Annotated in this window: 21 protein-coding genes and 1 tRNA gene; 16 read left to right on the top strand and 6 right to left on the bottom strand. The window is 34.8% G+C overall.

Translation table 11 applies throughout. The annotated features are described in order from the left end of the window. The first annotated feature begins 6 nt into the window (after positions 1–6). The 8 genes from PEDSA_RS17590 to PEDSA_RS17555 all read left to right on the top strand — a co-directional run bounded on the left by PEDSA_RS17590 (position 7) and on the right by PEDSA_RS17555 (position 8,915). Entirely contained in the window at positions 7–1,569 is a 1,563-nt protein-coding gene (locus PEDSA_RS17590) for an ATP-binding protein (RefSeq protein ID WP_218916222.1), read from the top strand. Further along, positions 1,570–2,592 (top strand): PDDEXK nuclease domain-containing protein, encoded by a 1,023-nt coding sequence (locus PEDSA_RS17585; RefSeq protein ID WP_013634514.1) that lies wholly within the window; start codon positions 1,570–1,572, stop codon positions 2,590–2,592. Between the two features lie 22 nt (positions 2,593–2,614). Continuing rightward, positions 2,615–4,495 carry a KAP family P-loop NTPase fold protein gene (locus PEDSA_RS17580; RefSeq protein ID WP_013634513.1) on the top strand — a complete coding sequence of 627 codons (1,881 nt, stop codon included), beginning with the start codon at positions 2,615–2,617 and terminating at the stop codon, positions 4,493–4,495. Then, positions 4,495–5,367, top strand: a complete 873-nt coding sequence (locus tag PEDSA_RS17575) for a hypothetical protein (protein ID WP_013634512.1) — start codon at positions 4,495–4,497, stop codon at positions 5,365–5,367. Before PEDSA_RS17580 ends, PEDSA_RS17575 begins: the two co-directional genes overlap by 1 nt. After that, entirely contained in the window at positions 5,354–6,676 is a 1,323-nt protein-coding gene (qatC, locus tag PEDSA_RS17570; protein WP_013634511.1) for a Qat anti-phage system QueC-like protein QatC, read from the top strand. Before PEDSA_RS17575 ends, qatC begins: the two co-directional genes overlap by 14 nt. Then, positions 6,677–7,405 carry a Qat anti-phage system TatD family nuclease QatD gene (gene qatD, locus PEDSA_RS17565; RefSeq protein WP_013634510.1) on the top strand — a complete coding sequence of 243 codons (729 nt, stop codon included), beginning with the start codon at positions 6,677–6,679 and terminating at the stop codon, positions 7,403–7,405. A 726-nt stretch (positions 7,406–8,131) separates the two neighbouring features. Further along, complete coding sequence (locus tag PEDSA_RS17560; protein ID WP_041537143.1) at positions 8,132–8,506, top strand: hypothetical protein; 375 nt, start codon at positions 8,132–8,134, stop codon at positions 8,504–8,506. Next, a complete protein-coding gene (locus PEDSA_RS17555) occupies positions 8,493–8,915 on the top strand; it encodes a DUF6943 family protein (protein WP_013634509.1) in 423 nt (140 codons plus the stop codon). Before PEDSA_RS17560 ends, PEDSA_RS17555 begins: the two co-directional genes overlap by 14 nt. A gap of 183 nt (positions 8,916–9,098) precedes the next feature. On the opposite strand, the gene PEDSA_RS17550 is transcribed toward PEDSA_RS17555, so the two are convergent. From PEDSA_RS17550 to PEDSA_RS17535, 4 genes are all read right to left on the bottom strand, one after another. After that, positions 9,099–9,371 (bottom strand): hypothetical protein, encoded by a 273-nt coding sequence (locus PEDSA_RS17550; protein WP_013634508.1) that lies wholly within the window; start codon positions 9,369–9,371, stop codon positions 9,099–9,101. Next, the gene (locus PEDSA_RS17545) at positions 9,352–9,624 is read right to left on the bottom strand and encodes a hypothetical protein (RefSeq protein ID WP_013634507.1); all 273 of its coding nucleotides are present in this window, start codon (positions 9,622–9,624) and stop codon (positions 9,352–9,354) included. The genes PEDSA_RS17550 and PEDSA_RS17545 overlap by 20 nt, the downstream gene beginning before the upstream one ends. A gap of 12 nt (positions 9,625–9,636) precedes the next feature. Continuing rightward, on the bottom strand, positions 9,637–10,089 hold the full coding sequence (locus PEDSA_RS17540; RefSeq protein WP_013634506.1) for a DUF5675 family protein: 453 nt from the start codon (positions 10,087–10,089) through the stop codon (positions 9,637–9,639). 62 nt (positions 10,090–10,151) lie between these two features. Next, positions 10,152–10,955, bottom strand: coding sequence for a hypothetical protein (locus PEDSA_RS17535; RefSeq protein WP_013634505.1), 804 nt, complete (start codon positions 10,953–10,955; stop codon positions 10,152–10,154). A 431-nt stretch (positions 10,956–11,386) separates the two neighbouring features. Between PEDSA_RS17535 and PEDSA_RS17530 the strand changes: the two genes are divergently transcribed. The 7 genes from PEDSA_RS17530 (at position 11,387) to PEDSA_RS17500 (ending at position 17,398) form a co-directional block, all read left to right on the top strand. Then, positions 11,387–12,508 (top strand): DUF7669 domain-containing protein, encoded by a 1,122-nt coding sequence (locus PEDSA_RS17530; RefSeq protein WP_013634504.1) that lies wholly within the window; start codon positions 11,387–11,389, stop codon positions 12,506–12,508. A 173-nt stretch (positions 12,509–12,681) separates the two neighbouring features. Beyond that, positions 12,682–13,446, top strand: coding sequence for a hypothetical protein (locus tag PEDSA_RS19720; protein WP_013634502.1), 765 nt, complete (start codon positions 12,682–12,684; stop codon positions 13,444–13,446). Between the two features lie 196 nt (positions 13,447–13,642). After that, the gene (locus PEDSA_RS17520; protein ID WP_041537142.1) at positions 13,643–13,870 is read left to right on the top strand and encodes a hypothetical protein; all 228 of its coding nucleotides are present in this window, start codon (positions 13,643–13,645) and stop codon (positions 13,868–13,870) included. A gap of 16 nt (positions 13,871–13,886) precedes the next feature. After that, positions 13,887–14,276 carry a hypothetical protein gene (locus PEDSA_RS17515; protein ID WP_013634500.1) on the top strand — a complete coding sequence of 130 codons (390 nt, stop codon included), beginning with the start codon at positions 13,887–13,889 and terminating at the stop codon, positions 14,274–14,276. A 640-nt stretch (positions 14,277–14,916) separates the two neighbouring features. Further along, positions 14,917–15,028 (top strand) — tRNA-Asp (locus PEDSA_RS20185). Between the two features lie 253 nt (positions 15,029–15,281). Then, entirely contained in the window at positions 15,282–15,761 is a 480-nt protein-coding gene (locus tag PEDSA_RS17505; RefSeq protein ID WP_013634498.1) for an OsmC family protein, read from the top strand. A 401-nt stretch (positions 15,762–16,162) separates the two neighbouring features. Continuing rightward, entirely contained in the window at positions 16,163–17,398 is a 1,236-nt protein-coding gene (locus PEDSA_RS17500) for a cation:proton antiporter (protein ID WP_148233551.1), read from the top strand. A gap of 91 nt (positions 17,399–17,489) precedes the next feature. Here the strand turns inward: PEDSA_RS17500 and PEDSA_RS17495 are convergent, their stop codons facing one another. Next, a complete protein-coding gene (locus PEDSA_RS17495; RefSeq protein ID WP_013634496.1) occupies positions 17,490–17,681 on the bottom strand; it encodes a cold-shock protein in 192 nt (63 codons plus the stop codon). Between the two features lie 26 nt (positions 17,682–17,707). Further along, positions 17,708–18,148, bottom strand: a complete 441-nt coding sequence (locus PEDSA_RS17490) for a cold-shock protein (RefSeq protein WP_013634495.1) — start codon at positions 18,146–18,148, stop codon at positions 17,708–17,710. A gap of 445 nt (positions 18,149–18,593) precedes the next feature. Between PEDSA_RS17490 and PEDSA_RS17480 the strand changes: the two genes are divergently transcribed. Then, positions 18,594–20,273, top strand: a complete 1,680-nt coding sequence (locus tag PEDSA_RS17480; protein WP_013634494.1) for a B12-binding domain-containing radical SAM protein — start codon at positions 18,594–18,596, stop codon at positions 20,271–20,273. The last annotated feature ends 73 nt before the right edge of the window (positions 20,274–20,346 follow it).

Genomic DNA, 20,346 nt, shown 5'->3' with positions numbered 1-20,346 from the left:
ATATCTTTGCCAGAGAAAGAGCGGTTAGAATTAAGTGAAAGGACTTTTTCCACTAAAGCTTTTCATCCGGTTGGGAGAATTGAAATTCTCTTATCATTTGATTTGTTTGACCCTAGTAAAATAGAAAAAGGAATAAATAGCTTGCCGCTTATTGGTTCTAAAGTTTTTATCTGTTCAGCCGAATTTTTGGCAACTCATTTTAAAACCTTTGGAATAAAACCTGAAAATATCGAACATTCCCCTACATTTAGGATGGGAAATTTGATATATGATAAGAGTGTTCCGGTAGATATTTCATTGCAGGCAATATTTAGTCGTCACTGTGCGGTCGTAGGTACAACAGGTGGAGGTAAAAGTTATACAATAAGTAAATTTATCGAAGGTGTTATAGAAACCGGAGCAAAGGCAATTATTTTAGACCCTACTGGGGAATATGCAACGTTTGACACACATCCAAAAGTAGATCACTCAATACTTATTTCGGAAAGTTATTTCCCATACCAGAATTTAACCATTAATGATTTATTTGTTTTATTCAGACCATCAGGACAGGTACAACAACCTGTTTTGTTGGAAGCAATTAAGTCGTTAAAAGTTGCTCATTGCTTATTAGGGAATATTCCTAATAATGGACACAATAATGATGGAACTAACGATACTTTTACATTCAGAGGGCAGCAAGTAATTATAAATAACGGATTAGTTGTAAAACAAAATAATATTACTGCGGCATATAATAACGCCTACTTTACTTATAAAGCTATTATAGAAGATTTCACAATAAATAATTTCAGCATAAATCTACTTCATAGGCAAATAGGGAATGAATGTTTTCAAATATTCAATGACCGTTGGGCAAACAATAGAGACGAAAGAAATTATGGAAATGCAACAAGCTTAATAATGCGTGTGAATAACGTTATATCAGACAATAATTATGCTGGTATGTTCGGGTTTAATACTCCGACAACAAGTAATCTGATAACTAAAATCAACGATTTTTTAGCAAGTACAGATAAGAATATATTAAGAATAGGTTTTGAAAACGTGCCTTATAACTTTCAAGCAAGAGAAATCTTAGCAAATTCTCTAGGTAGATATTTACTAAATAAAGCTCGAACTAATGCTTTTAGAGAAAATCCTCTAATTCTATTTGTAGATGAGGCACATCAGTTTTTGAATAAAAAAGTCAAAGATGAATATTTTGAAAGTACAGAATTAAATGCTTTTGATAATATTGCTAAAGAAAGTCGAAAGTACGGCTTGTTCCTTTGTTTATCTACACAGATGCCAAGAGATATTCCTGTTGGTACACTGAGCCAAATGGGAACCTTCATTACACATAGACTTATAAATTATCAAGATAAAGAAGCGATAGCAAGTGCTTGTTCAACAGCTAATAAAGAAACAATTTCGTTTTTACCTTCTTTAGGCTCAGGAGAGGCCATTATTATGGGAGTTGATTTTCCGATGCCCATTTCTGTTAAAGTAGATTTACCTACAATAACTCCAAAATTTGATACTCCAAAATTCAAAATAAAAGTGATAGCTCAAAATCAAGAAAATTAAATGCTAGTAAACCAATCTATAATAAAAGATATAAAAGCCATTATCGACCAATCGCGAGACAAAGCTATTCGTGCCGTTGACCACGAGCGAACGCAGATGTATTGGCATATTGGCAAACGTATCTTTGAAGAAGAACAACAAGGTAAAGACCGGGCAGATTATGGAACATTTCTTATCAAATATCTTTCAGAACAACTGCAACCCGAGTTCGGAAGTGGTTTTTCTACAAGACAAATAAACCTTTACAGACAGTTTTATCGCACATTTGAGAATGTGCATACACTGTATGCACAATTGAGTTGGAGCCAATACAAGCTACTTCTAAGTGTTGACAGTCAAGATAAAAGAGAGTTTTATATTGCTGAAACAATAAAGAACAATTGGACGGTAAGGCAGTTGGAAAGGCAGATTTACAGCAGTTTGTACGAACGTCTTTTGTTGAGTAACGATAAAGAAAGCGTGTTGGCAGTTGCCCGAAACGAAAAACAGCCTTCTGATGCCAAAGAAATCATTAAAGACCCAATGTATTTGGAGTTTTTGGGATTGAAGCGAGAAGCATCATATTACGAAAGGGATTTGGAAAGTGCTATCATCACACACTTACAGGAGTTCTTATTAGAGTTAGGCAATGGATTTTCTTTTGTAGCAAGGCAGAAAAGAATACACATTGAGGGCGATGAGTTTTTTGTGGACTTGGTATTCTACAACCGTATTCTACAATGTTTTGTCATTATTGAAATCAAAACCACTAAACTCACACACCAGGACATTGGGCAGTTACAAATGTATGTGAACTATTACGACAGAATAGAAAAACTGCCACACGAAAACCCTACTATTGGAATATTACTTTGTGCCAATAAAAATGATGGAGTAGTAAAATTTACCCTTCCTGAAGAACAAAAACAAATCATAGCCAGTCAATACAAATTGTACTTACCAACCGAAAAACAATTGTTAGATGAGGTAAATAAGGAGTTGGATATTTTTGAGGAAAAGGATGGTACAAATGATATAAAATAACAATTTAAAATACTAAATAATTATGTGGGCAGATAATGAAACCTCTGATGACTTATTAGGCTTTAAAGTTCACGCAGACTTAATAGTTGATGTGATAAATGATAATGATGTACTACCTGTTACAATTGGAGTTTTTGGTGATTGGGGAAGTGGAAAATCTAGTATTCTAAAAATAGTTGAAAAGGAACTAATTGGTAATGCGAAAGATGGTTTCAAAGATGGTACCCTTGTTTTGTATTTTAATGGATGGGTGTTTGAAGGCTATGATGATGCGAAAGCTGCCTTACTAGAATCAATTATTGAAAAATTTGCAAAACATAAAACACTAGGTTCAAAAGTCAAGGATGAAACTGTAAAATTATTTAAGTCTGTTAAATGGATGCGTTTGATGGGGCTAGGTTTTAAAAAGATCGCGGTTCCAGCAGCAACGGCATATCTAACAGGGGGAGTTTCACTAATACCATACTTATTAAATGAGTTTTCACAAATTGAGCCTACAGAATTAGCCAATAAGTTGAAAGGTGATGAAGCAGAAAGTTTTTTGAGCAGTATAATCAAAAAAAATGAAGAGGATGAAATTACAATGGTGCGTGAATTTAGAGATGATTTCAAAAAAATGCTTGATAAATCTAAGATAGAAAAACTTGTTGTGATTATTGATGATTTAGATCGTTGTACTCCTGATAGGTTAATTGAAAACTTAGAAGCCATAAAACTGTTTTTAAATGTTGATAAGACTGCTTTCGTTATTGGAGCTGACCCAAGAATAGTAAGACACGCAATTGAGCTACGATATAAAACAGATGGTATTGAAAATTCTTCAGATGTTGAAAGCCGAAATGAAAGAATTGTTAGTGATTATCTAGAAAAATTAATACAAGTCCCTTATTATCTACCTAAATTAACTGATAATGAAGTAGAAACCTATTTGTCATTATTGTTCTGTCAAAAAGAACTTGGAGATGATTTCAATAAAGTTTTAGAAGCATTTTATTCAGCTCGAGAAAATAACAGATACGATGTATTTGGTTTAGGAGATATCGATTCAATTCTTGAATCTGATAAAAAAGAAAAACTGAAAAATAGTGTATCCATAATAGCTTCCTTAGCACCTATTATAACTGAAGGCTTAAAAGGTAATCCTCGACAAATTAAAAGATTTTTAAACACCTATTCATTAAGAGATAGGCTTGTTAGAGTTGCGAAAATATCCGATTTTAAGATGGATATATTAGCTAAGTTAATGGTACTTGAATATTCATCACAAAGCTTATTTAGACAAATTTATGAATGGCAATCAACACAAAAAGGAGAACCAAAAGAAATTAAAGAATTAGAATCACTTGCAAGTAAAAGTAGTATTGAAATTATCAAAGAGAAATATTCTGCTGATTGGGGTACGGAAAAAACAGTAAAATGGCTAAATGCAGAGCCAAAATTAGCAGGAATAGATTTAAGAGATTATTATTGGATAACTCGTGATCAATTAACAACATCAATAAGTGGTAGCTCATTAATATCACCACACATAAGGTCATTGGTTAAAAAGTTAATAGAACCAGTTTCTGGTTCGGCATTAACAAGAACCGTAACTAATGAGATTAAGGAAAAATTGAATGAAGGAGATTATGAAACACTAATTTCTTTACTTGAAAAAGAACTTACAAAAGCTCCAGAAAAAGACAGTATACACGAGGCTTTTATAGAGTTAATGAGTGAAAATTGTCCTAACGTTATCGAAGCTTATAAACGAGTCATTAAGAAAGTAGATAATACTCAAATTCCGTTTAGTCTTGCTCAAAATTTTAAATTGATTGAATCAAAGAATTTAGATGTAAAAAAACTATACAAGGTATTTGATAGAGATAGCCAAATTTATAACGCAATAAATAATGTTGATTAATGGGAACTACTCAAAGAATTAATCCAGGTGTTACGAATCAACCTAATTGGGGTGATTTATCCAATTCAATAACTCAAATTGCTAAAACTTTAGAACAAGAAAAAAAACTTGATGATGAAGAAGCTAAAGAAAAGGAGAAAGAAACTAAGAAAGATGAAAAGAATGATGATAAAAGTCCTTTAGTGAATGATAATTCTAAGCAATTTAAAAAAATATCAGATAGGAGAATTGAACATATAAATTCGGCATTTAAAAATCTTGTTAAAACAGGTGGTGGTCGAAAGGCTATTTCGTCAGGTAAATCATCTTCAATTGGCAAAGCTGGATTAAAGTCTGCTGGTAAACTTGCAGGATTTTTCTCAAGTGTGGCAACCAATGGAATAGATAAAACTTTAGCGGATATAGGCTTTGGTTCTCTCAAAGGGAAATCTTTTAAAGATGTCATTGATTATCTGCTTATATATTGTTCAGAGTCTAATCAAGGAATGGATGAAACTGCTGCCAATAAGGCTTCTTGTGAAATTATGAAAGAAATTGCAGCCCAATCTGAAAATGACTTGATTAAATATCAAGATCTTATTAAAGAATTAGTCGATGGTAAAGGTCTAGCTGATACTTTGTGTCGCTTTTGGGGACTTTATATATTCGAACATTTATCTCAACGTTTTGAAGAAAAAATACAACAACAAAAGGGAGAAGATATAAGTAAAGAAACTTTTAAAACTATAAAAAATGACATCTTGGGTCGAGTAAAAGTCTTAAATCAACAAAGAGAGGTATCAAAGATTGACTGGAATAAAGCTGAAGGAAAAAAAGAAATTGAAAAAATATTTGATTCCATAATTAAAATCATCTGCAATGAAAAAAATTAAAGTTGAAATTCCTAAATATGATTCAAAAAGCGGAATTCTTTATACCAAACTTACAGAAGAAAATGGAGACTCTTCTATCATTAGTACAGATTACAAAACACTATTGCCATTTGCCATTTCAGTAAATCCTGAAATTAGAGATTTTTTCCTTATGACTTGCTCGGTTTATGGGATAGATAGATTTGTAAATCGTAAAGAAAATTCAGTAGATGGTTGGTCAAGAGAGTTAAACATTTCATTTCCCGTGTCAGAAATTAAGGTTTGGAGTAATGTCAAGAATGATTTGGAAGAACTTTTTTCTTTCCTAACAGGGGATTATTGGAAAATTGATTTTTATGAGTCCAATTTTGTTAATCCAGAAATTGACTTACCTATTGATTTTAAAGAAAAGTATAAGCAAGTAAATCTTTTTTCAGGTGGCTTAGATTCTTTGATAGGAGCAATTGATTTTTTAAGCACTCATCCTAAAGACAAAATCCTATTAGCGTCACATTATGATCCACAGATGAAAGGTCCTCTAAGTGATCAAACAGTTTTATTGGATAAATTAGAAGTTAAATATAAAGGACAGTTTAATTACGTTCCTTCTATTAAAGTAACATTGTCTCAAACAACTACAAAACGAGAAACTACTTTTAGAAGTCGTTCAATTCTATTCATTGGTATTGCACTTTTAATTTCACAGGGAAAAAAAATTAATGAGATTATAGTTCCTGAAAATGGCTCAGTATCTTTGAATTATCCGTTGAGTCCATCAAGGCGAACTTCTTGTAGTACGAGAACAACCCATTCATTTGTATTGGAGAAGACTAATTTAATTATAAGTACGTTAAAAATTAATAGTAATATATATAACCCTTATGAATTTAAAACGAAAGGGGAAATGGTTGATGACTGTGAAGATTTAGAATTTTTAAGAAAGATAATTGGTTTTTCAAATTCCTGTGGGAAGAGAGGTCATAGAAAAACTTGGGTAAATCGTTCTGCAACACACTGTGGTGTTTGTATGCCTTGTATCTATCGCCAAGCATCATTGCAAAATCAAAAAGACCCAACAATTTATGGTAGTCACATAGATTCTTTAATACCTTTTAAGCGGAAGAAAACTCAAGATGTTGGTATATGTTTGGATTTTCTTAGAAAGAAATTAACGAAAGATGATATTAAAACAGAATTGATAGTTAATGGAATAAAAAACATCAATAAACTTAATAGATACGTTGATGTAGTATGGCGAACAAGAATTGAATTATCTAAATGGGTTGATCTAAATGGTAATTCAATCATAAAATCAAAAGCTGGCTTATAGATGATAGATACTCATTGTCATATTGATTTATACAAAAATCCCAAAGTTATTTTAGATATATGCGAGGATAAAGGTATTGTCGTTTTTTCAATGACAAATTTACCTAGTCATTTTGAGATGGGGTTGCCGTTTTTTCACTCTAAAAAATATGTAAGAATGGCTTTAGGGATGCACCCTCTATATGCAACCTTTCATAGAAACGAATTTTCAAAATTTGAATTATACCTGTCTAAAACTTCATATATAGGTGAGGTTGGCTTAGACTTTTCTAAAGAGGGCATTGAAACAAAAGAAATTCAACTAGCTTCATTTAATCGAATTTTAAAGTTGGTTTCTGATAAAAAGAAAATACTTAGTTTACACTCTAGAAGGGCAGAAAAAGAAGTTTTTGAATTATTAATGCAATATAAAATTCAAAATGCAATTTTTCATTGGTATTCAGGAAGACTTAATTTAATTGAGAATATATCAGATGCAGGCTATTATTTTTCTATTAACCCTGCGATGATAAAATCTATATCTGGTCGAAAAATAATATCTAAAATACCAAAGGAAAATGTGTTAACAGAAACAGATGGCCCTTTTATTGATAAGGGAAGTGAGCCTTTATTACCTGGAGAGCTTGAAGAAGTTATTGATTATTTATCCAATCTGTGGAATAATACTTCTGAAGAAGTTCAAAATATTATAAATATAAATTTTAGAAGGCTAATAAATAATTTAAAATAAAATTCCCTACGCTCTGCCCACGCACAGAAAAAATACGGCTTTAGCCAGGCACCAACCGCACAAGCCCAACGCTTAGCCTGTCTTCTATGGCATTGCCACCGTTTGCAACTGTCATACTTTTTGCGTTGTTTTTGCCAATGCTCCACAGCACATTGCTATCCTCGTTCCTGCGGTAGCAAAGAGCTGTACCAATGCGAAAAAAACAAACCAAAAAGACACTGCACTCCAACCACCACCACCGTTCCGTTTATGCCAGTATGCAAATCGGCGGAAGCTAAGTTACATAATGTGGCATTATAGTACATTTTCCCCCTCGCTTATAGGCGACTATGCCAACGCAAAAATGTCCTATAATAACATTATGCAAAATAGCCAATGCCATAGTCTTCACCCCGAAAAAATATCCCGACGCTCAAAATCCAACACTGATATTTTTCAGGGTTCAGAAGCCGTATTTTTTCTTTCCATCGCACAGCCCACGCTTCTTGCCACGCTCCCCACCACCCATTTCAGCGGTGCAGTAAAAAAATAAAGCATTAGTGTTTTGTTATGCCAATGTGCTGCATAAAGTATTCACTCATTGCACTACATTTCATTTCGGTAAGCTAAGGAAAATTTACCTTCATTTATTTCGTTACATTCCGTTCACACCTTATTACATCACCGCACAGCAAGCGTATTTCGTACCTCATACCCTTGCTTTTTTCCTACGCTTCAGATATTGGTATGCTTTATTTTTTACTGCGAAGTGTTTGCCCCATTGCCAACGCTCGAAAGGAAGTCATTGGACATTTTCCAAAAGAAAAAAGAATAAAAAGGAAAGCAAAAGTAGGTGGCTCCGCACAATGCCAACGCTCAATAAAAAATCCAAAAGACTACGGCATAATGGCAAGGCAAATAAGGTCCTTCGCAAAATTGATTTTGTTGCCTTGCCACCCTTCGGGACTTATTCCGTTTCCTTTTGGATTTTTTGCCACGCCACCTATTGAATGGCTTTCTTTTTTTTCTGTTTTTTTCTTTGTAAAAAAGTTTTGGTTTTCAGCCACAACAACGAAAAAAGCGGAGCTAATCTCAAAAGTTGTGCGATATGAAAGCCGTTAAAATCATCACTTACAACCCGAAAAATCAAAAGTCGGATTTTGAATTTTACGCCTTATCCAAAGGCTTAAACAGTGGCAAGCCGTTAGATAACCCTTGCCCGAATTGCTTTGTTATTTCCTGCCGTAATGCGGAAGAATTGGACGTTTACCGTAGCTTATTATTTGGCTTATGGAAAACAAAAGCCTTTCATCAGTTCCTTATTAGCTCGGTCATTCCTTACATTCGGATAGGCGATTTTAAAAACTTCGTTTTTGAACAGGCAAGCCATTTGAAAGGCAAAGAAAAAGTATTTAAAAATGATATTCGAAGGGTTAAAACTTTGGAGCAGAGAGAACGTCACATACACGAACAGTTGCGTTTGATTTCCGAACTCAAACGCATTTACATTGCAAGGCATTTAAAGTGGTAGCCCTATGGGCTACACTCTTTTGCCTTTACAGTTCCCACCGCTTGCCCGATACTTGCACCATTATCCACATATAAAGGCAATATAAAAGCACCGTTTTATAAAAATAGTGAAAACAGGTGTAACAAAAAATCCCGCCCAAATGGGCAGGATTTCAAACACACGACAAAACCGAAAAACGTGTTTTTACTCTTTTTTAGGTTCATTAAAACTTTCGTTCGGTTTTGTTTCTTCGTCATTGTCATCACGCATTGCGGTTTGAGCTATGGCAGTCGCCACAGTTCCGCCCAATATCAGATAACCGCCCACCGTTACAATGGTGGCAGGTAACGCAATGGGTGCGGTTAAGATTGCACCGCCTACGGCTGTCAATGTAATTCCTATGTTCCTAATGATTTTAAACCATTTCGGGGTTGGAGCGGTTACTCGCTCGACCAGATTAAGACTGTCCTTTTTCATTGTTGAATTGTTTTAAAATGATTTTTTCTAAATTGTTTACTCGGTGTTCCAGATAATCTACTTTGTGATTAAGCAAATCGTAACTGTTTTTGAACTCTGTTTTTATCAGTAATGCCATTGTTTTTACTTCCGTTAAATCCTTTTCCATTTTCTTGAAATCGGAATGGAGTTGTTTGATGAAGTAGGCGACAATCGCCAACAGCATACTGATCAAAGAGCCGAACACGATGTTTAATGTGATTGCATTTTCCATTGATACACGTTTTTAAAATTGGAAATTATTCTCGATGCTGATACCTTTTTCATTACCCTGTGCTATGGCTAACAACTTCGGGTAAATCATCTGATAAGCATCCTTACTTCTTAATACCTGATAATCGCCATTGACCAATTCAAAACCGAAACCACATAGCGGACATCCTGCGGTTTGTTTGAATGTATTTCCAATATGGATGTACACAAAACTGAAATTCGGAAGTCCATTAATCTCAATCATTCCTTTGTGAAGCTTCGGAAATTTCTGCCGATACTCCGCATTCATTCCGCCCCAGGTGTTCCGCCTTAGCGTGTAGTTTCCTTCAGGAATGGCAGTTTGCTTCGGTATTTTTACCTCACGTATTTTATCTTCCAGTAAGTAGCATTGAAAGATGCCATCAATGTACAACTGGCTTAATGTACTTTGCTTGCCTTCGGCAACTCTTATGATCTTTGTACGCATCGTTTTGAATTTTAAGGGTTAAACAAAAAAGCCCTCTAGATAGAAGGCTTTGATTGGTTTGCTTAAAAGGCATCTTCTATGCGTAAACTGTTACCCGAATTGAGCGTGTAATAAGTGCCGTTAACTTCTTGAAAGAACTCAATACCGATGCATTGAATAACCGTTACGTTCGCACCGAGTGTTGGAGTTCCGGGAAGTGTAGCTGTCAATGTTCCCCCTGCATAATCTGCATTCAAAGGAATATAAGCCGAATATTCAACGATATTCAATTCGTTGTTTGCAATGTCATCAGGATCATATGTTCCTGTAGTTGCATTATAAACAAAGTCAGAAACCACTGCTAATGCATTAACCAAACGAAAATGCGTAGCTCCAATTGGCGAAGCAATCAGATCCACAGGATTGAACGGTGCAACGATAAAATCTGCACTATCACGACCTGCGGTGTGTTCTACATCATACGGTGCATTGAAAACAGTACTCAAAGAAATTCCTTTGTTGAACTCAAAACCTAACAGATAGGTTCTTTGGGTTGAAATTTCGACTTTACGGTAGCCTCTGGCTTCCGTTCCATCCTCTAAGTTGATTTTCTTCATTACTGAAGTTAAACGTCCTGTAACCTTGCTATCTGCCATTTTGGACATCAGCGAAGAAAGAGCGGTTCTGACCGATTTGCCAGCCCTGGCACATCCACCAAATTCGTTCATATTCTCACGCGTACGTTCAAATTCGGGAGCAGTTTTGATTTGTTCAGCGGTGGGACCGCCAACCATTCCGGCGAAAAATCCTTTTTGACCTTTTATCTTGAAGTGTCGCACATCGCCAATCGTTCCGACATACTTCATAAGTCCTTTTTGTCTTGCCATTTTACTAAAAATTAAAGAGTTAATAAATACTTTGCTGCAGCTTTTACAAAGTTCACTCTCTTGGTTTTTATCGACAATATACAAGGTGTTGTAATGCAGTGTAATACGGTGCTAACGCACCGAAACGAACACTTTCTGAAAGTCAGTACAGCAATCAAATGGAAGTAATTGAAGAAAATCTAAAATTCAGACAATAAAAAAAGAGAACATTTTTGTAATCAAAATGATCTCTTTTCAATTTCTTTTTTGGGATTATACACTACATTCAAAAAGTTGTACTTATGTTGTACTTTTTGTAACTAAGTAAGCTAAAACCCTTTATTTATAAGGTATTACAAACGTTTTACGTAAAACTGTTTGTTATGCGTCATACTGTGACGACACTGGAAACATAAAATGACATCATAAATGGAAAGACTTACGTTTGGCAAATGATAAAAGAAGCTGTTGAAAATCTCAACGGACAGCTTTCATATTCGGACATCAAGGAATATATAAACAGTAAATGGACAGATGTAAATCAAGACACAATTACTGCTCAAATAATTGTTCTTTCTGTAAACCATGACTCAAGAATTCATTATCCTGAAAATCACAAACCAAGATTAACAAACTCTAATTCGCCTTACGACTTGTTGTTTAACATTAACAGAGGAAAGGTAGAAAAATACGATATTAATAAGCACGGAATTTGGGAAATCTATAAAGACGCAACTGAGAAGCTTGGAATTAAAAAATTTGAAAAGGCTCCAACAATTAATACGTTTCTTTTTGCATGGAACCCTGACAAATGGAAATGGACAACTCTTGAGCAAAGTATCGAGCAACTTGAAAACAGCGGAAAAGTAACAGAAAGATGGAGTTGTGTAAGTCACAAGACAATCAAACCAGGAGACAGAGCATTTTTAGTGAGACTTGGTTCAGAACCAAGAGGGATTTTTGCAGCAGGTTATGTTGTATCAGAACCTTTTTTATCTAAACATTGGAGTGGTGAGGACAAGGATGTTTATCGTGTTCTAATTGATTTTGAAGTTTTATTAAATCCTGAAAGAGAACCTATTTTAACATTGGACATTTTAAAGACTGGAAATTTAGAAAAACAACAATGGACACCACAATCTTCAGGCATTTCAATCAAACCTGAAGTTGTTGAAGAATTAGAAGCCGTTTGGTTTGACTTTTTGACAACTCAAAACATTAGGCTCAACCCTTATGCACCATCAGACAATGAGAATACGAAAACTTACACAGAAGGTACAGCAAACCAAATAACACAAACTCGATATGAACGAAATCCACATGCAAGAGTAGCATGTATTAACCACTACGGTTATTCATGTTCAGTTTGTGAATTTGACTTCGAAAAACGCTTTGGAGAACTTGGTAAAAATTTTATTCATGTTCATCACTTGACACAAGTTGCGGCAGTAGGTAAAACTTATCAAGTTGACCCCATAAACGATTTACGACCTGTTTGTCCTAACTGCCATGCAATGCTACACAGACAAAACCCTCCATTGAGAATAGAAGAATTAAAAATATGGTTGACGTGAAAAATAACAGAGAAGTACGAACGCATAACAGCACCTACCCAAAAGGCGGGGTTTCGTGTTCCAAAGACAGTTTTGTGGTTAATCAAACAATAGTTTTTCAAATCAAGTTTTGTGGTAAAAGTCCCGCCCTTCGGGTAGCTGCAAAACGTTACAAGCAACCCTAAAAACAGACAATGAAACAAACATTAGACATTCAAACACCAACTGAAAAAATTTATAAAGACAGAGCTATTTGGGTCGGGACATTTCTCGGTGGACCATTAGCTGCTGGTTATTTGATTGCTGAAAATTTCAAAGCATTTAATGAAACTGACAAAGCAAAAAAGGCTTGGATATATGCAATTTTTGCGACAATTGTAGTCTTTGGAGGTGTCCTCCTTATCCCAGACAATATTAAAATTCCTAACCAAATTATTCCATTAATTTATACTGCAATTGCTTATTATCTTGTTCAACATTTTCAAGGACAAAACATTTCGTCACATATAAATGAAGGCGGACAATTACATAGTTGGTGGAGAACAATTACAGTTGGAATTATTGGACTAGCAATTACTATTATTCCAATTTTTGCATTTGCCCTTTTGTCGGACAGTATTGAAAACGCTAACATTTCGACAAAGACATATGGAATAATGAAACACGAAATAGCTTTCGACAGGAATAATATTTTAGAAACGGAAGTGAATCAGATAGCAGACGGATTAACTAAAACAACATTCTTTGACAAATCAGTCACAAAATATGTTTATGCAAAGAAGGTAAATGACAAATATGAACTTTCACTTTCTGTTGTTGACGGAATTGCAAATGACAATCAAGCTTTACAACCATTCTTAGACCTTAGAACAGACTTGCAGACTTTATTTCCAAACAATAAAATTGTCTTTAAGTTAGTGGTTGACAACTTAGACAATGTAGTAAAAACGATAGAATGACAAGAAGGGCAGCCCATAACAGGCGTTTGACGATATGGCGGGGCTGAAGTGCAACCTTGAAGCTTGGTACTTCTAATGAACTTTAGTAATAAATTGAAACTTTGTGCTCCAAAACCCGCCCGAACGCAAAGCCCGAAAACGTTATAAGAAATACTACTTATATTACGATAACCAAACGAACCTAATTTTAAGTATAATGAGTAAAACTCCTGAAAATAAAGGAAAGAAGTGGTCTAAAGAAGATTTAGAAACACTAAAAAAATTATCGAAAAATAATACTCCTACTGGATTAATAGCACATGAATTAAAACGTTCAGAAAATTCTATAAGAAATAAATCTAATCAAATTAATGTTAGTTTAAAACCTACAAACAAATCTCCTTACGACAGAAAGGTTTCTAACGCAAAAAAAAGCAAGGATTAATATTTTAAATTAAAACATGAATCAAACTTTAAAAAAAGCCCTTATTATACCCGTATTTATAACATCATATTTACTTGGATACTTAATGATGTATTATGGACAATTATTTGCCATTGAATTTTTATCAGGAGAAGACATTAACAGTGGCATTAATCAGTTTACATTTCCTCTACTATGTAGTGGTGCTGGTATGTACTTTGGTGTAATACTCGGAACAAAATTTTCTCCATTAACTGATTCAACCACATTAAAAATTTTCTTATTTATTTTACTTATTTTAATTTTCTTTAGTTCAGTTACATTTTTCACAAATGGTTTCACTATTCGTACAGTTAGTGAAATAATAGGTCTTACAGCCGGTTATATAATTTCTCGTACTGAGATTTTACAAAAAAACAAAATCTAAAACGCTTTTTAATTACTACATTAACTATTAATATTGCAAGAAAAAGTACTTCTTATAACATCGGTAACTGTTGCACAACCCCTATTTTCCAAGAAAATACAAAATATCAGACTTTGTTTTAAGCCTTTTTAAGCGAGGTTTGTTTTAAAAAAGATTTAGGTTTTGGATTTTTAAAGAAGCCGGTATCGGCTAAAAACAAACTATATATGGCCCTTTCAAACAAACAAAGGCTTGCTTTTTTGTAAAGCTATGCTTAAAATCAGAGGCCTCTTACGATCAAACTTCAGGTATTTCTTCAAATTATAGCATAGGGCTGCCATTAGCACATGCTTGTTCGCCTGTGCCATCCCGCGGCTGTTCAGCCGTTTCATGTTGTGGTGAGAGTCGTTTTTTATTCCTTAAAGATAAATTATCTTTTAGTACTGTATAAGAAACCTTTCGCTATACATTATCATTTCTTAAATATCACCTTAGCAATCAAATCAACAAATACAATTTCATCAACAATATTCTATATTTATTATAAAAATAACAATAATAAAATTATTTTATTGAAATATTTGCACAAAAACAAATCAATTATTACATTTGTAATGTTCTTCAACGGAAGAGAGCGAGTCTCGGAGAAGAAAAAAAATACTGTAGGGTGGTGAAATTGGCAGACACACCTCCTTGTCTCGGTGGCGAAGGCTCGGGAAATAACCGCAAGGTGAAATAACCACTTCGTGTAGGTTCGACTCCTACCCCTACAGCCCTTTCGTTTAATTTAGGTTTATAATTGGTTAGTTTAAGCTCCATTCTCCCAGATTGGAGCTTAACTGTTTTATACCAAACAAGTTATGGCGGGTATAAGCGTCATCTGTAAATGTTTCAAATCTAAAAAAATCAACCTTCAATATTTGAAAGGTACAGCTAATTGGCTCGCCGTTGAATCGCCTGAACAGGAAAAACAAACATTCTAAGCCTTCGCACTCCTTTTTTTTTAACTTAGAGTCGATAAACACCATGACAAAAACGCACCAATATAAAGCGACCATAGTTTGGACAGGGAATAGCGGTTCGGGGACCAGTGACTACAAAAGTTATGAAAGAAGTCACTTGATAGAAATTGGAAACAAACCTGATATTCTAGGTTCCGCTGATCCGGCATTTAGAGGTGATGCGAACAGACACAATCCGGAAGATTTGTTGTTGTCTTCTCTTTCTTCCTGCCATATGCTGTGGTATCTGCATTTATGTTCCGCAGAAGGAATAATTGTATTAGAATATACCGACTATGCAGAAGGCATTATGATAGAAAAAAATGACGGCAGTGGTCATTTCAGAGAAGTTACATTACATCCCCGAATTAAAGTAAAAGAACACACTATGCTGGAAAAGGCTTACGCCTTGCATGAAAAGGCGAACAAATTCTGTTTTATTGCAAACTCTGTGAGATTCCCGGTAAAACATGAGCCCATAATTGATGTTATGAAAGTCAGTTAGATTGATAAATTATAATCTCACATCAGAGAAATAGCAGTTTACAATTTATTTTCAGTGGAGGTTATTCTAAACAAGGCCTCCAGTTGCTTTAAATTGATAGCGGCCGGAGTCAGCTTCATTACCAGATTCCTTGAGAACATCAATATGGGATTACTAAAGTGTGCCACCTTACCCAAAATCCAGCTTTGATTGGCGATGCAGTGCCATTGTTAAACCACCTATTCCACCGCCTATAATAGCAATATTCATAATCTTCACATGAAGGTCGCACCTATTTCAAAAATACTGTTTTTCCAGATACAACGGTTCAATTATATTTTCGCACAATCTCTTGCTTTAAAAAGAGTTGCCTATTTTTTTATATTAAAAAAACAGAAGACATGTATCTTTGCAAGAAAACAATGAGCTTGGATATTCCACACTTTGAATTGCCTTTTTTCACTAATCTGCTAATCCTATTGGTGACCGCCCGCTTTTTTGGAGAGGTTTTCGAACGATTTAAGCAACCAGCGATGATAGGCGAAATTATAGCAGGTGTTATTGTAGGTCCAAGCCTGCTCAACCTGGTGCATAGAACCGAAGAGATTATTGTTATATCTGAGCTGGGAATCTTCCTCCTGGTCATTCTGGCCGGTTTGGAAATAGACATAGACGACATTCTTAAGTCTTTGAAGGGGAAAAACATTATCATCTCTATTTGTGCCTTCTTTATTCCCTTATTGAGTGGTTTTGCAATTGCACACCTTTTTGGGCTGGATTTAATGACCACTGTATTTATCGGGCTTTGTGTTTCTATTACCGCTCTTCCCGTTAGCATCAGGATTTTAATGGACTTGGGGATGATTAACTCTGCAGTGGGGCAAAAGATTATCTCTGTCGCCATTTTTGATGATGTACTCGCGCTGACAATTCTAGGGGTATTATTAAACGTCAATGGAACAGACATGACTGTAGCAACTATCGCCAAAGCGGCTTCGATATCTCTTTTAAAGTTATTTGTATTTATTAGTGTACTGGGGACAAGCTATTATATTATAAAAAGATTAATCAATAAAGGTGATTATATAGAAAGTTCTTTGGACAAATTATTATCCTTTTTCAAGGGGAAAGAACCACTTTTTGCCATCTTCTTTGCCTTTGTACTTTTGTTTTCTACTGTAACCGAGGCATTGGGTTTCCATTTTATTATAGGTGCTTTCTTTGCGTCTATGCTCATCAGCGAATCTTTAATAGGAAAACAGAATCTAAAAAACATAGAAGCTACCACCAGCAGCTTGGCCATGGGGTTTCTGGCGCCAATTTTCTTTGCCGGTATTGGATTAGAGTTCAATATCTCATCCATAACGAATATCGGCTTATTAATCAGCGTGATTTTGGTTTCTTACTTCTCTAAAATTATTGGTGGTTATCTTGGCGGAACCTTTGCAGGACTTAACAGCAAAATAGCTATGGTTATGGGTATAGGGCTTAACGCCAGGGGGATTATGGAACTGGTGATTGCGAATATCGCTTATAAAGCCGGTTTGATAAACAATGAGGTTTTTTCGATTCTTGTCATTATGGGGGTTCTAACGACCTTAACCACGCCCCTTATGCTAAAAAGAAGTTTTAGAAGACTAAAAGCAAACGCCTCTTAAATTGGGATCGGACAGAAAAAATGATATCAAAAAAGAAAGCTCCTTATGGAGCTTTCTTTTGTTTTTCATAGCGTACTTAATATAATTAAGTTTAAGCTAGTCTTACGTTAACTGCATTTAGCCCTTTTCTTCCGTTTTCTACTTCGAAAACTACTACATCGTTTTCACGAATTTCAGTTTCTAAGCCGGATGAATGAACAAAAATATCGTCACCACCATTCAATGGAGTGATGAATCCGAAACCTTTTGTTTCATTAAAGAACTTTACTTTGCCTTCTTTCATTGTGTTGTTGTTTTAATTATAAATATTTATTTGATTTTTCTGACCTCAATGGCGGCATAGCCTCTTGGAGTCATTTCCTTTTTAAAGGTCACTTTGTCCCTTTCTTTCACAGCTTCCGTTAAATTATTACTGTGAACAAAAATATTTTCGTTGGTTTTATCTTCTTTAATAAAACCGTATCCTTTATCACTAAAAAATGAAGTAACCACGCCGGTATTTTCTGTCTCCTCTTCTTCTTCCATTCTTGCAACGCCGATCTGTATGTCTTCGACTTTAATCTTTGTCCTCTTCTGCTGATCCGGTGGAATACTGGTAAAATTCCCATTCTCATCCAGATACATAATCATATCATCAAGGGTTTTCCCTTTATTATTATTTGATTTACGTTCTTCTTTCTTTTCAGCTTTATCCTGCTTTTTCTTCGCTCTTTTCTTTTCTTTTTCTTTTTTCGCAAACGAATCTGCCATATACTTTATAATGTTTTAATAAATTACATCAATCTACATCTGCCTGCAACACCATTAGCTTCAGTTGAAAAAGCCTAAACGTTCACCAGGCGATTGCCCTTACCTTAACCAATTACATAAATATAAGAAATTGGTTTATAAAATTTATTCACGAAATGGCCTGATTGCAAATCTTCCATCTACCTTCTTTTATCAGGATCATCTACTGAAAATTATGGCAGCTGGAAAAGCGAAAACTGAGAGAGGAGAAATTATATTCTAAACTTTAACAGAAAAAGCAAAGGCAGAAGCCCGTTAATAAATAATATGTATGCAAAGTACGACTATTAATTGAATAACTTGTCATTTATTTTTCCTTATTTCAAATAAAGGCAATATTTAAAACCACAATAGGCATGGGCAGCTGTACTTTTTAACAGCTGCGAATTTTGTACTATATTAGCGTGTGATTAAGCCGAGTGTACTTCTAACAACATTAAATGCCAAATACATCCACCTTAATTTGGCTATCAGGATTTTGTATGATCTGAATAAAGATCAATCTGATCTCCATTGGAAAGAATTTACCATTAAAACTGATTTCGATGAGATAGCTCAATACTGTGCGCAATTTGATGTCGTATGTTTTAGTTGCTATATCTGGAATATTACCGAAACCCTTGCTGTAACTGAAAGAATTAAACAGATAAATCCTGAAACAAAAATATTACTTGGCGGTCCCGAGGTAAGTTACGAATGGCAGGATATCATTCAGCTGCATCAGGTCGATTTTATAATTACTGGAGAAGGAGAAATTCCGTTCGAAAAGTTCTTGAAGAATTATCCGGATTTTAATGACATCAATAACCTGATCTATAAAGAAAACGGTGAAGTTATCTATCGGGAGAAGACAGAACAATTTGACATTAAATTACTTACCGACAGAAATCCTTATCAATACGACAAACCGGAAGATTTGTACAATAAAGTTTGTTATATAGAAACAAGCCGGGGCTGTCCTTATAAATGCGAATTTTGTTTGGCCAGCTTAGATAACCGAATGCGCTATGTTGATATGGATACCATTAAAAGCAATTTGCTGTATCTGATGCAACATGGTCGGACCATTAAGTTTCTGGACCGTACTTTCAATATCAAAAGAGAGTTTACACTGGAGCTTTTTCAGTTTATCCTCGACAATTACAGACCGGAAAATGTTTTTCAATTTGAAATAACGGCAGATATTGTGCATCCGGATATTATCAAATTCGTAAACGAAAAGGTGCCTCCCGGTTTATTCCGATTTGAAATAGGCATACAAACAGTGAACCAGGCCAGTAATCTGGAGGTTAGCAGAAAGCAGAATTTTCAAAAGACCAGCAGTATCATCAAACAACTGGACGAACGCATAGAAATGCACCTTGATCTTATTGTTGGATTACCCTTGGAATATCTGGCAGATCTTAAATTCAGCTTCGAATCCACATTCAAATTATATCCACCCGAGCTTCAATTGGGTTTCCTGAAATTCCTGAAGGGTACGCCGGTGAGAGAGAAATACGAACAGTATGGTTATGTTTTCGACCCAAACCCGCCGTATCAAATTATAAAAAGCGATTTCCTAAGCGAAAGGGAACTTCACGACATTACCTTAATGGAAAATGCGCTTGAGATTTACTGGAATAAAAAAAGAGCCATACATACCCTAAAATATGTAGCAGAGAACCATAGTATTTTCGATTACTTAATGGAACTGGGCAGACATTTTGATAAAAACTATATCTTCCATAAGCACTCTCTGGCAGATATATTCAATGGTATATATGATTTTACTAAAGAAAACTACAGTACTGACCAGTACATTAAAGAGTTTTTTGCAATAGATTACTATTTATATAGTAAGCAAAGACCCCAAAACCTATTTGGGCTGGAACTTGAAAAAGGGGAAAGCAACAGAATAATCGAGCGTTTAAGGTTAAATCACCAGAAATACCGCTTTGTAATTTTGGACATTAGTTTCGATTGGGATTTTTGGGTGGAATCTAATTGTATTTTCCCTAAAAAAGGGCAGCTTATCATTCGTTACGACGGCCAGACTGCACCGGTAATTCAATATCAAAAAGAGGAATTAATAATGGCAGATTAAAAATCATCTGTTTAGATTAATCACAAATTAGTGTCATTTTTTTACATTTTTAGGAAAAAAACAACCATTTAAG

It is taken from the genome of Pseudopedobacter saltans DSM 12145 (assembly GCF_000190735.1).
GTDB classification, from domain to species: Bacteria; Bacteroidota; Bacteroidia; order Sphingobacteriales; family Sphingobacteriaceae; genus Pseudopedobacter; species Pseudopedobacter saltans.
This window is presented reverse-complemented; position numbering and strand designations above follow the sequence as displayed.

What these genes read in the sequence shown, in the direction of transcription:
- PEDSA_RS17500 (WP_148233551.1), top strand. Translation starts at nt 16,163, where the DNA reads ATGAGCTTGGATATTCCACACTTTGAATTGCCTTTTTTCACTAATCTG.
- PEDSA_RS17515 (WP_013634500.1), top strand. Translation starts at nt 13,887, where the DNA reads ATGAATCAAACTTTAAAAAAAGCCCTTATTATACCCGTATTTATAACA.
- PEDSA_RS17575 (WP_013634512.1), top strand. Translation starts at nt 4,495, where the DNA reads ATGGGAACTACTCAAAGAATTAATCCAGGTGTTACGAATCAACCTAAT.
- PEDSA_RS17585 (WP_013634514.1), top strand. Translation starts at nt 1,570, where the DNA reads ATGCTAGTAAACCAATCTATAATAAAAGATATAAAAGCCATTATCGAC.
- PEDSA_RS17520 (WP_041537142.1), top strand. Translation starts at nt 13,643, where the DNA reads ATGAGTAAAACTCCTGAAAATAAAGGAAAGAAGTGGTCTAAAGAAGAT.
- PEDSA_RS17505 (WP_013634498.1), top strand. Translation starts at nt 15,282, where the DNA reads ATGACAAAAACGCACCAATATAAAGCGACCATAGTTTGGACAGGGAAT.
- PEDSA_RS17530 (WP_013634504.1), top strand. Translation starts at nt 11,387, where the DNA reads ATGATAAAAGAAGCTGTTGAAAATCTCAACGGACAGCTTTCATATTCG.
- qatD (WP_013634510.1), top strand. Translation starts at nt 6,677, where the DNA reads ATGATAGATACTCATTGTCATATTGATTTATACAAAAATCCCAAAGTT.
- PEDSA_RS17560 (WP_041537143.1), top strand. Translation starts at nt 8,132, where the DNA reads ATGCTTTATTTTTTACTGCGAAGTGTTTGCCCCATTGCCAACGCTCGA.
- PEDSA_RS17550 (WP_013634508.1), bottom strand. Translation starts at nt 9,371, where the DNA reads ATGAAAAAGGACAGTCTTAATCTGGTCGAGCGAGTAACCGCTCCAACC.
- PEDSA_RS17495 (WP_013634496.1), bottom strand. Translation starts at nt 17,681, where the DNA reads ATGAAAGAAGGCAAAGTAAAGTTCTTTAATGAAACAAAAGGTTTCGGA.
- PEDSA_RS17535 (WP_013634505.1), bottom strand. Translation starts at nt 10,955, where the DNA reads ATGGCAAGACAAAAAGGACTTATGAAGTATGTCGGAACGATTGGCGAT.
- PEDSA_RS17555 (WP_013634509.1), top strand. Translation starts at nt 8,493, where the DNA reads ATGAAAGCCGTTAAAATCATCACTTACAACCCGAAAAATCAAAAGTCG.
- PEDSA_RS17540 (WP_013634506.1), bottom strand. Translation starts at nt 10,089, where the DNA reads ATGCGTACAAAGATCATAAGAGTTGCCGAAGGCAAGCAAAGTACATTA.
- PEDSA_RS17580 (WP_013634513.1), top strand. Translation starts at nt 2,615, where the DNA reads ATGTGGGCAGATAATGAAACCTCTGATGACTTATTAGGCTTTAAAGTT.
- qatC (WP_013634511.1), top strand. Translation starts at nt 5,354, where the DNA reads ATGAAAAAAATTAAAGTTGAAATTCCTAAATATGATTCAAAAAGCGGA.
- PEDSA_RS19720 (WP_013634502.1), top strand. Translation starts at nt 12,682, where the DNA reads ATGAAACAAACATTAGACATTCAAACACCAACTGAAAAAATTTATAAA.
- PEDSA_RS17490 (WP_013634495.1), bottom strand. Translation starts at nt 18,148, where the DNA reads ATGGCAGATTCGTTTGCGAAAAAAGAAAAAGAAAAGAAAAGAGCGAAG.
- PEDSA_RS17545 (WP_013634507.1), bottom strand. Translation starts at nt 9,624, where the DNA reads ATGGAAAATGCAATCACATTAAACATCGTGTTCGGCTCTTTGATCAGT.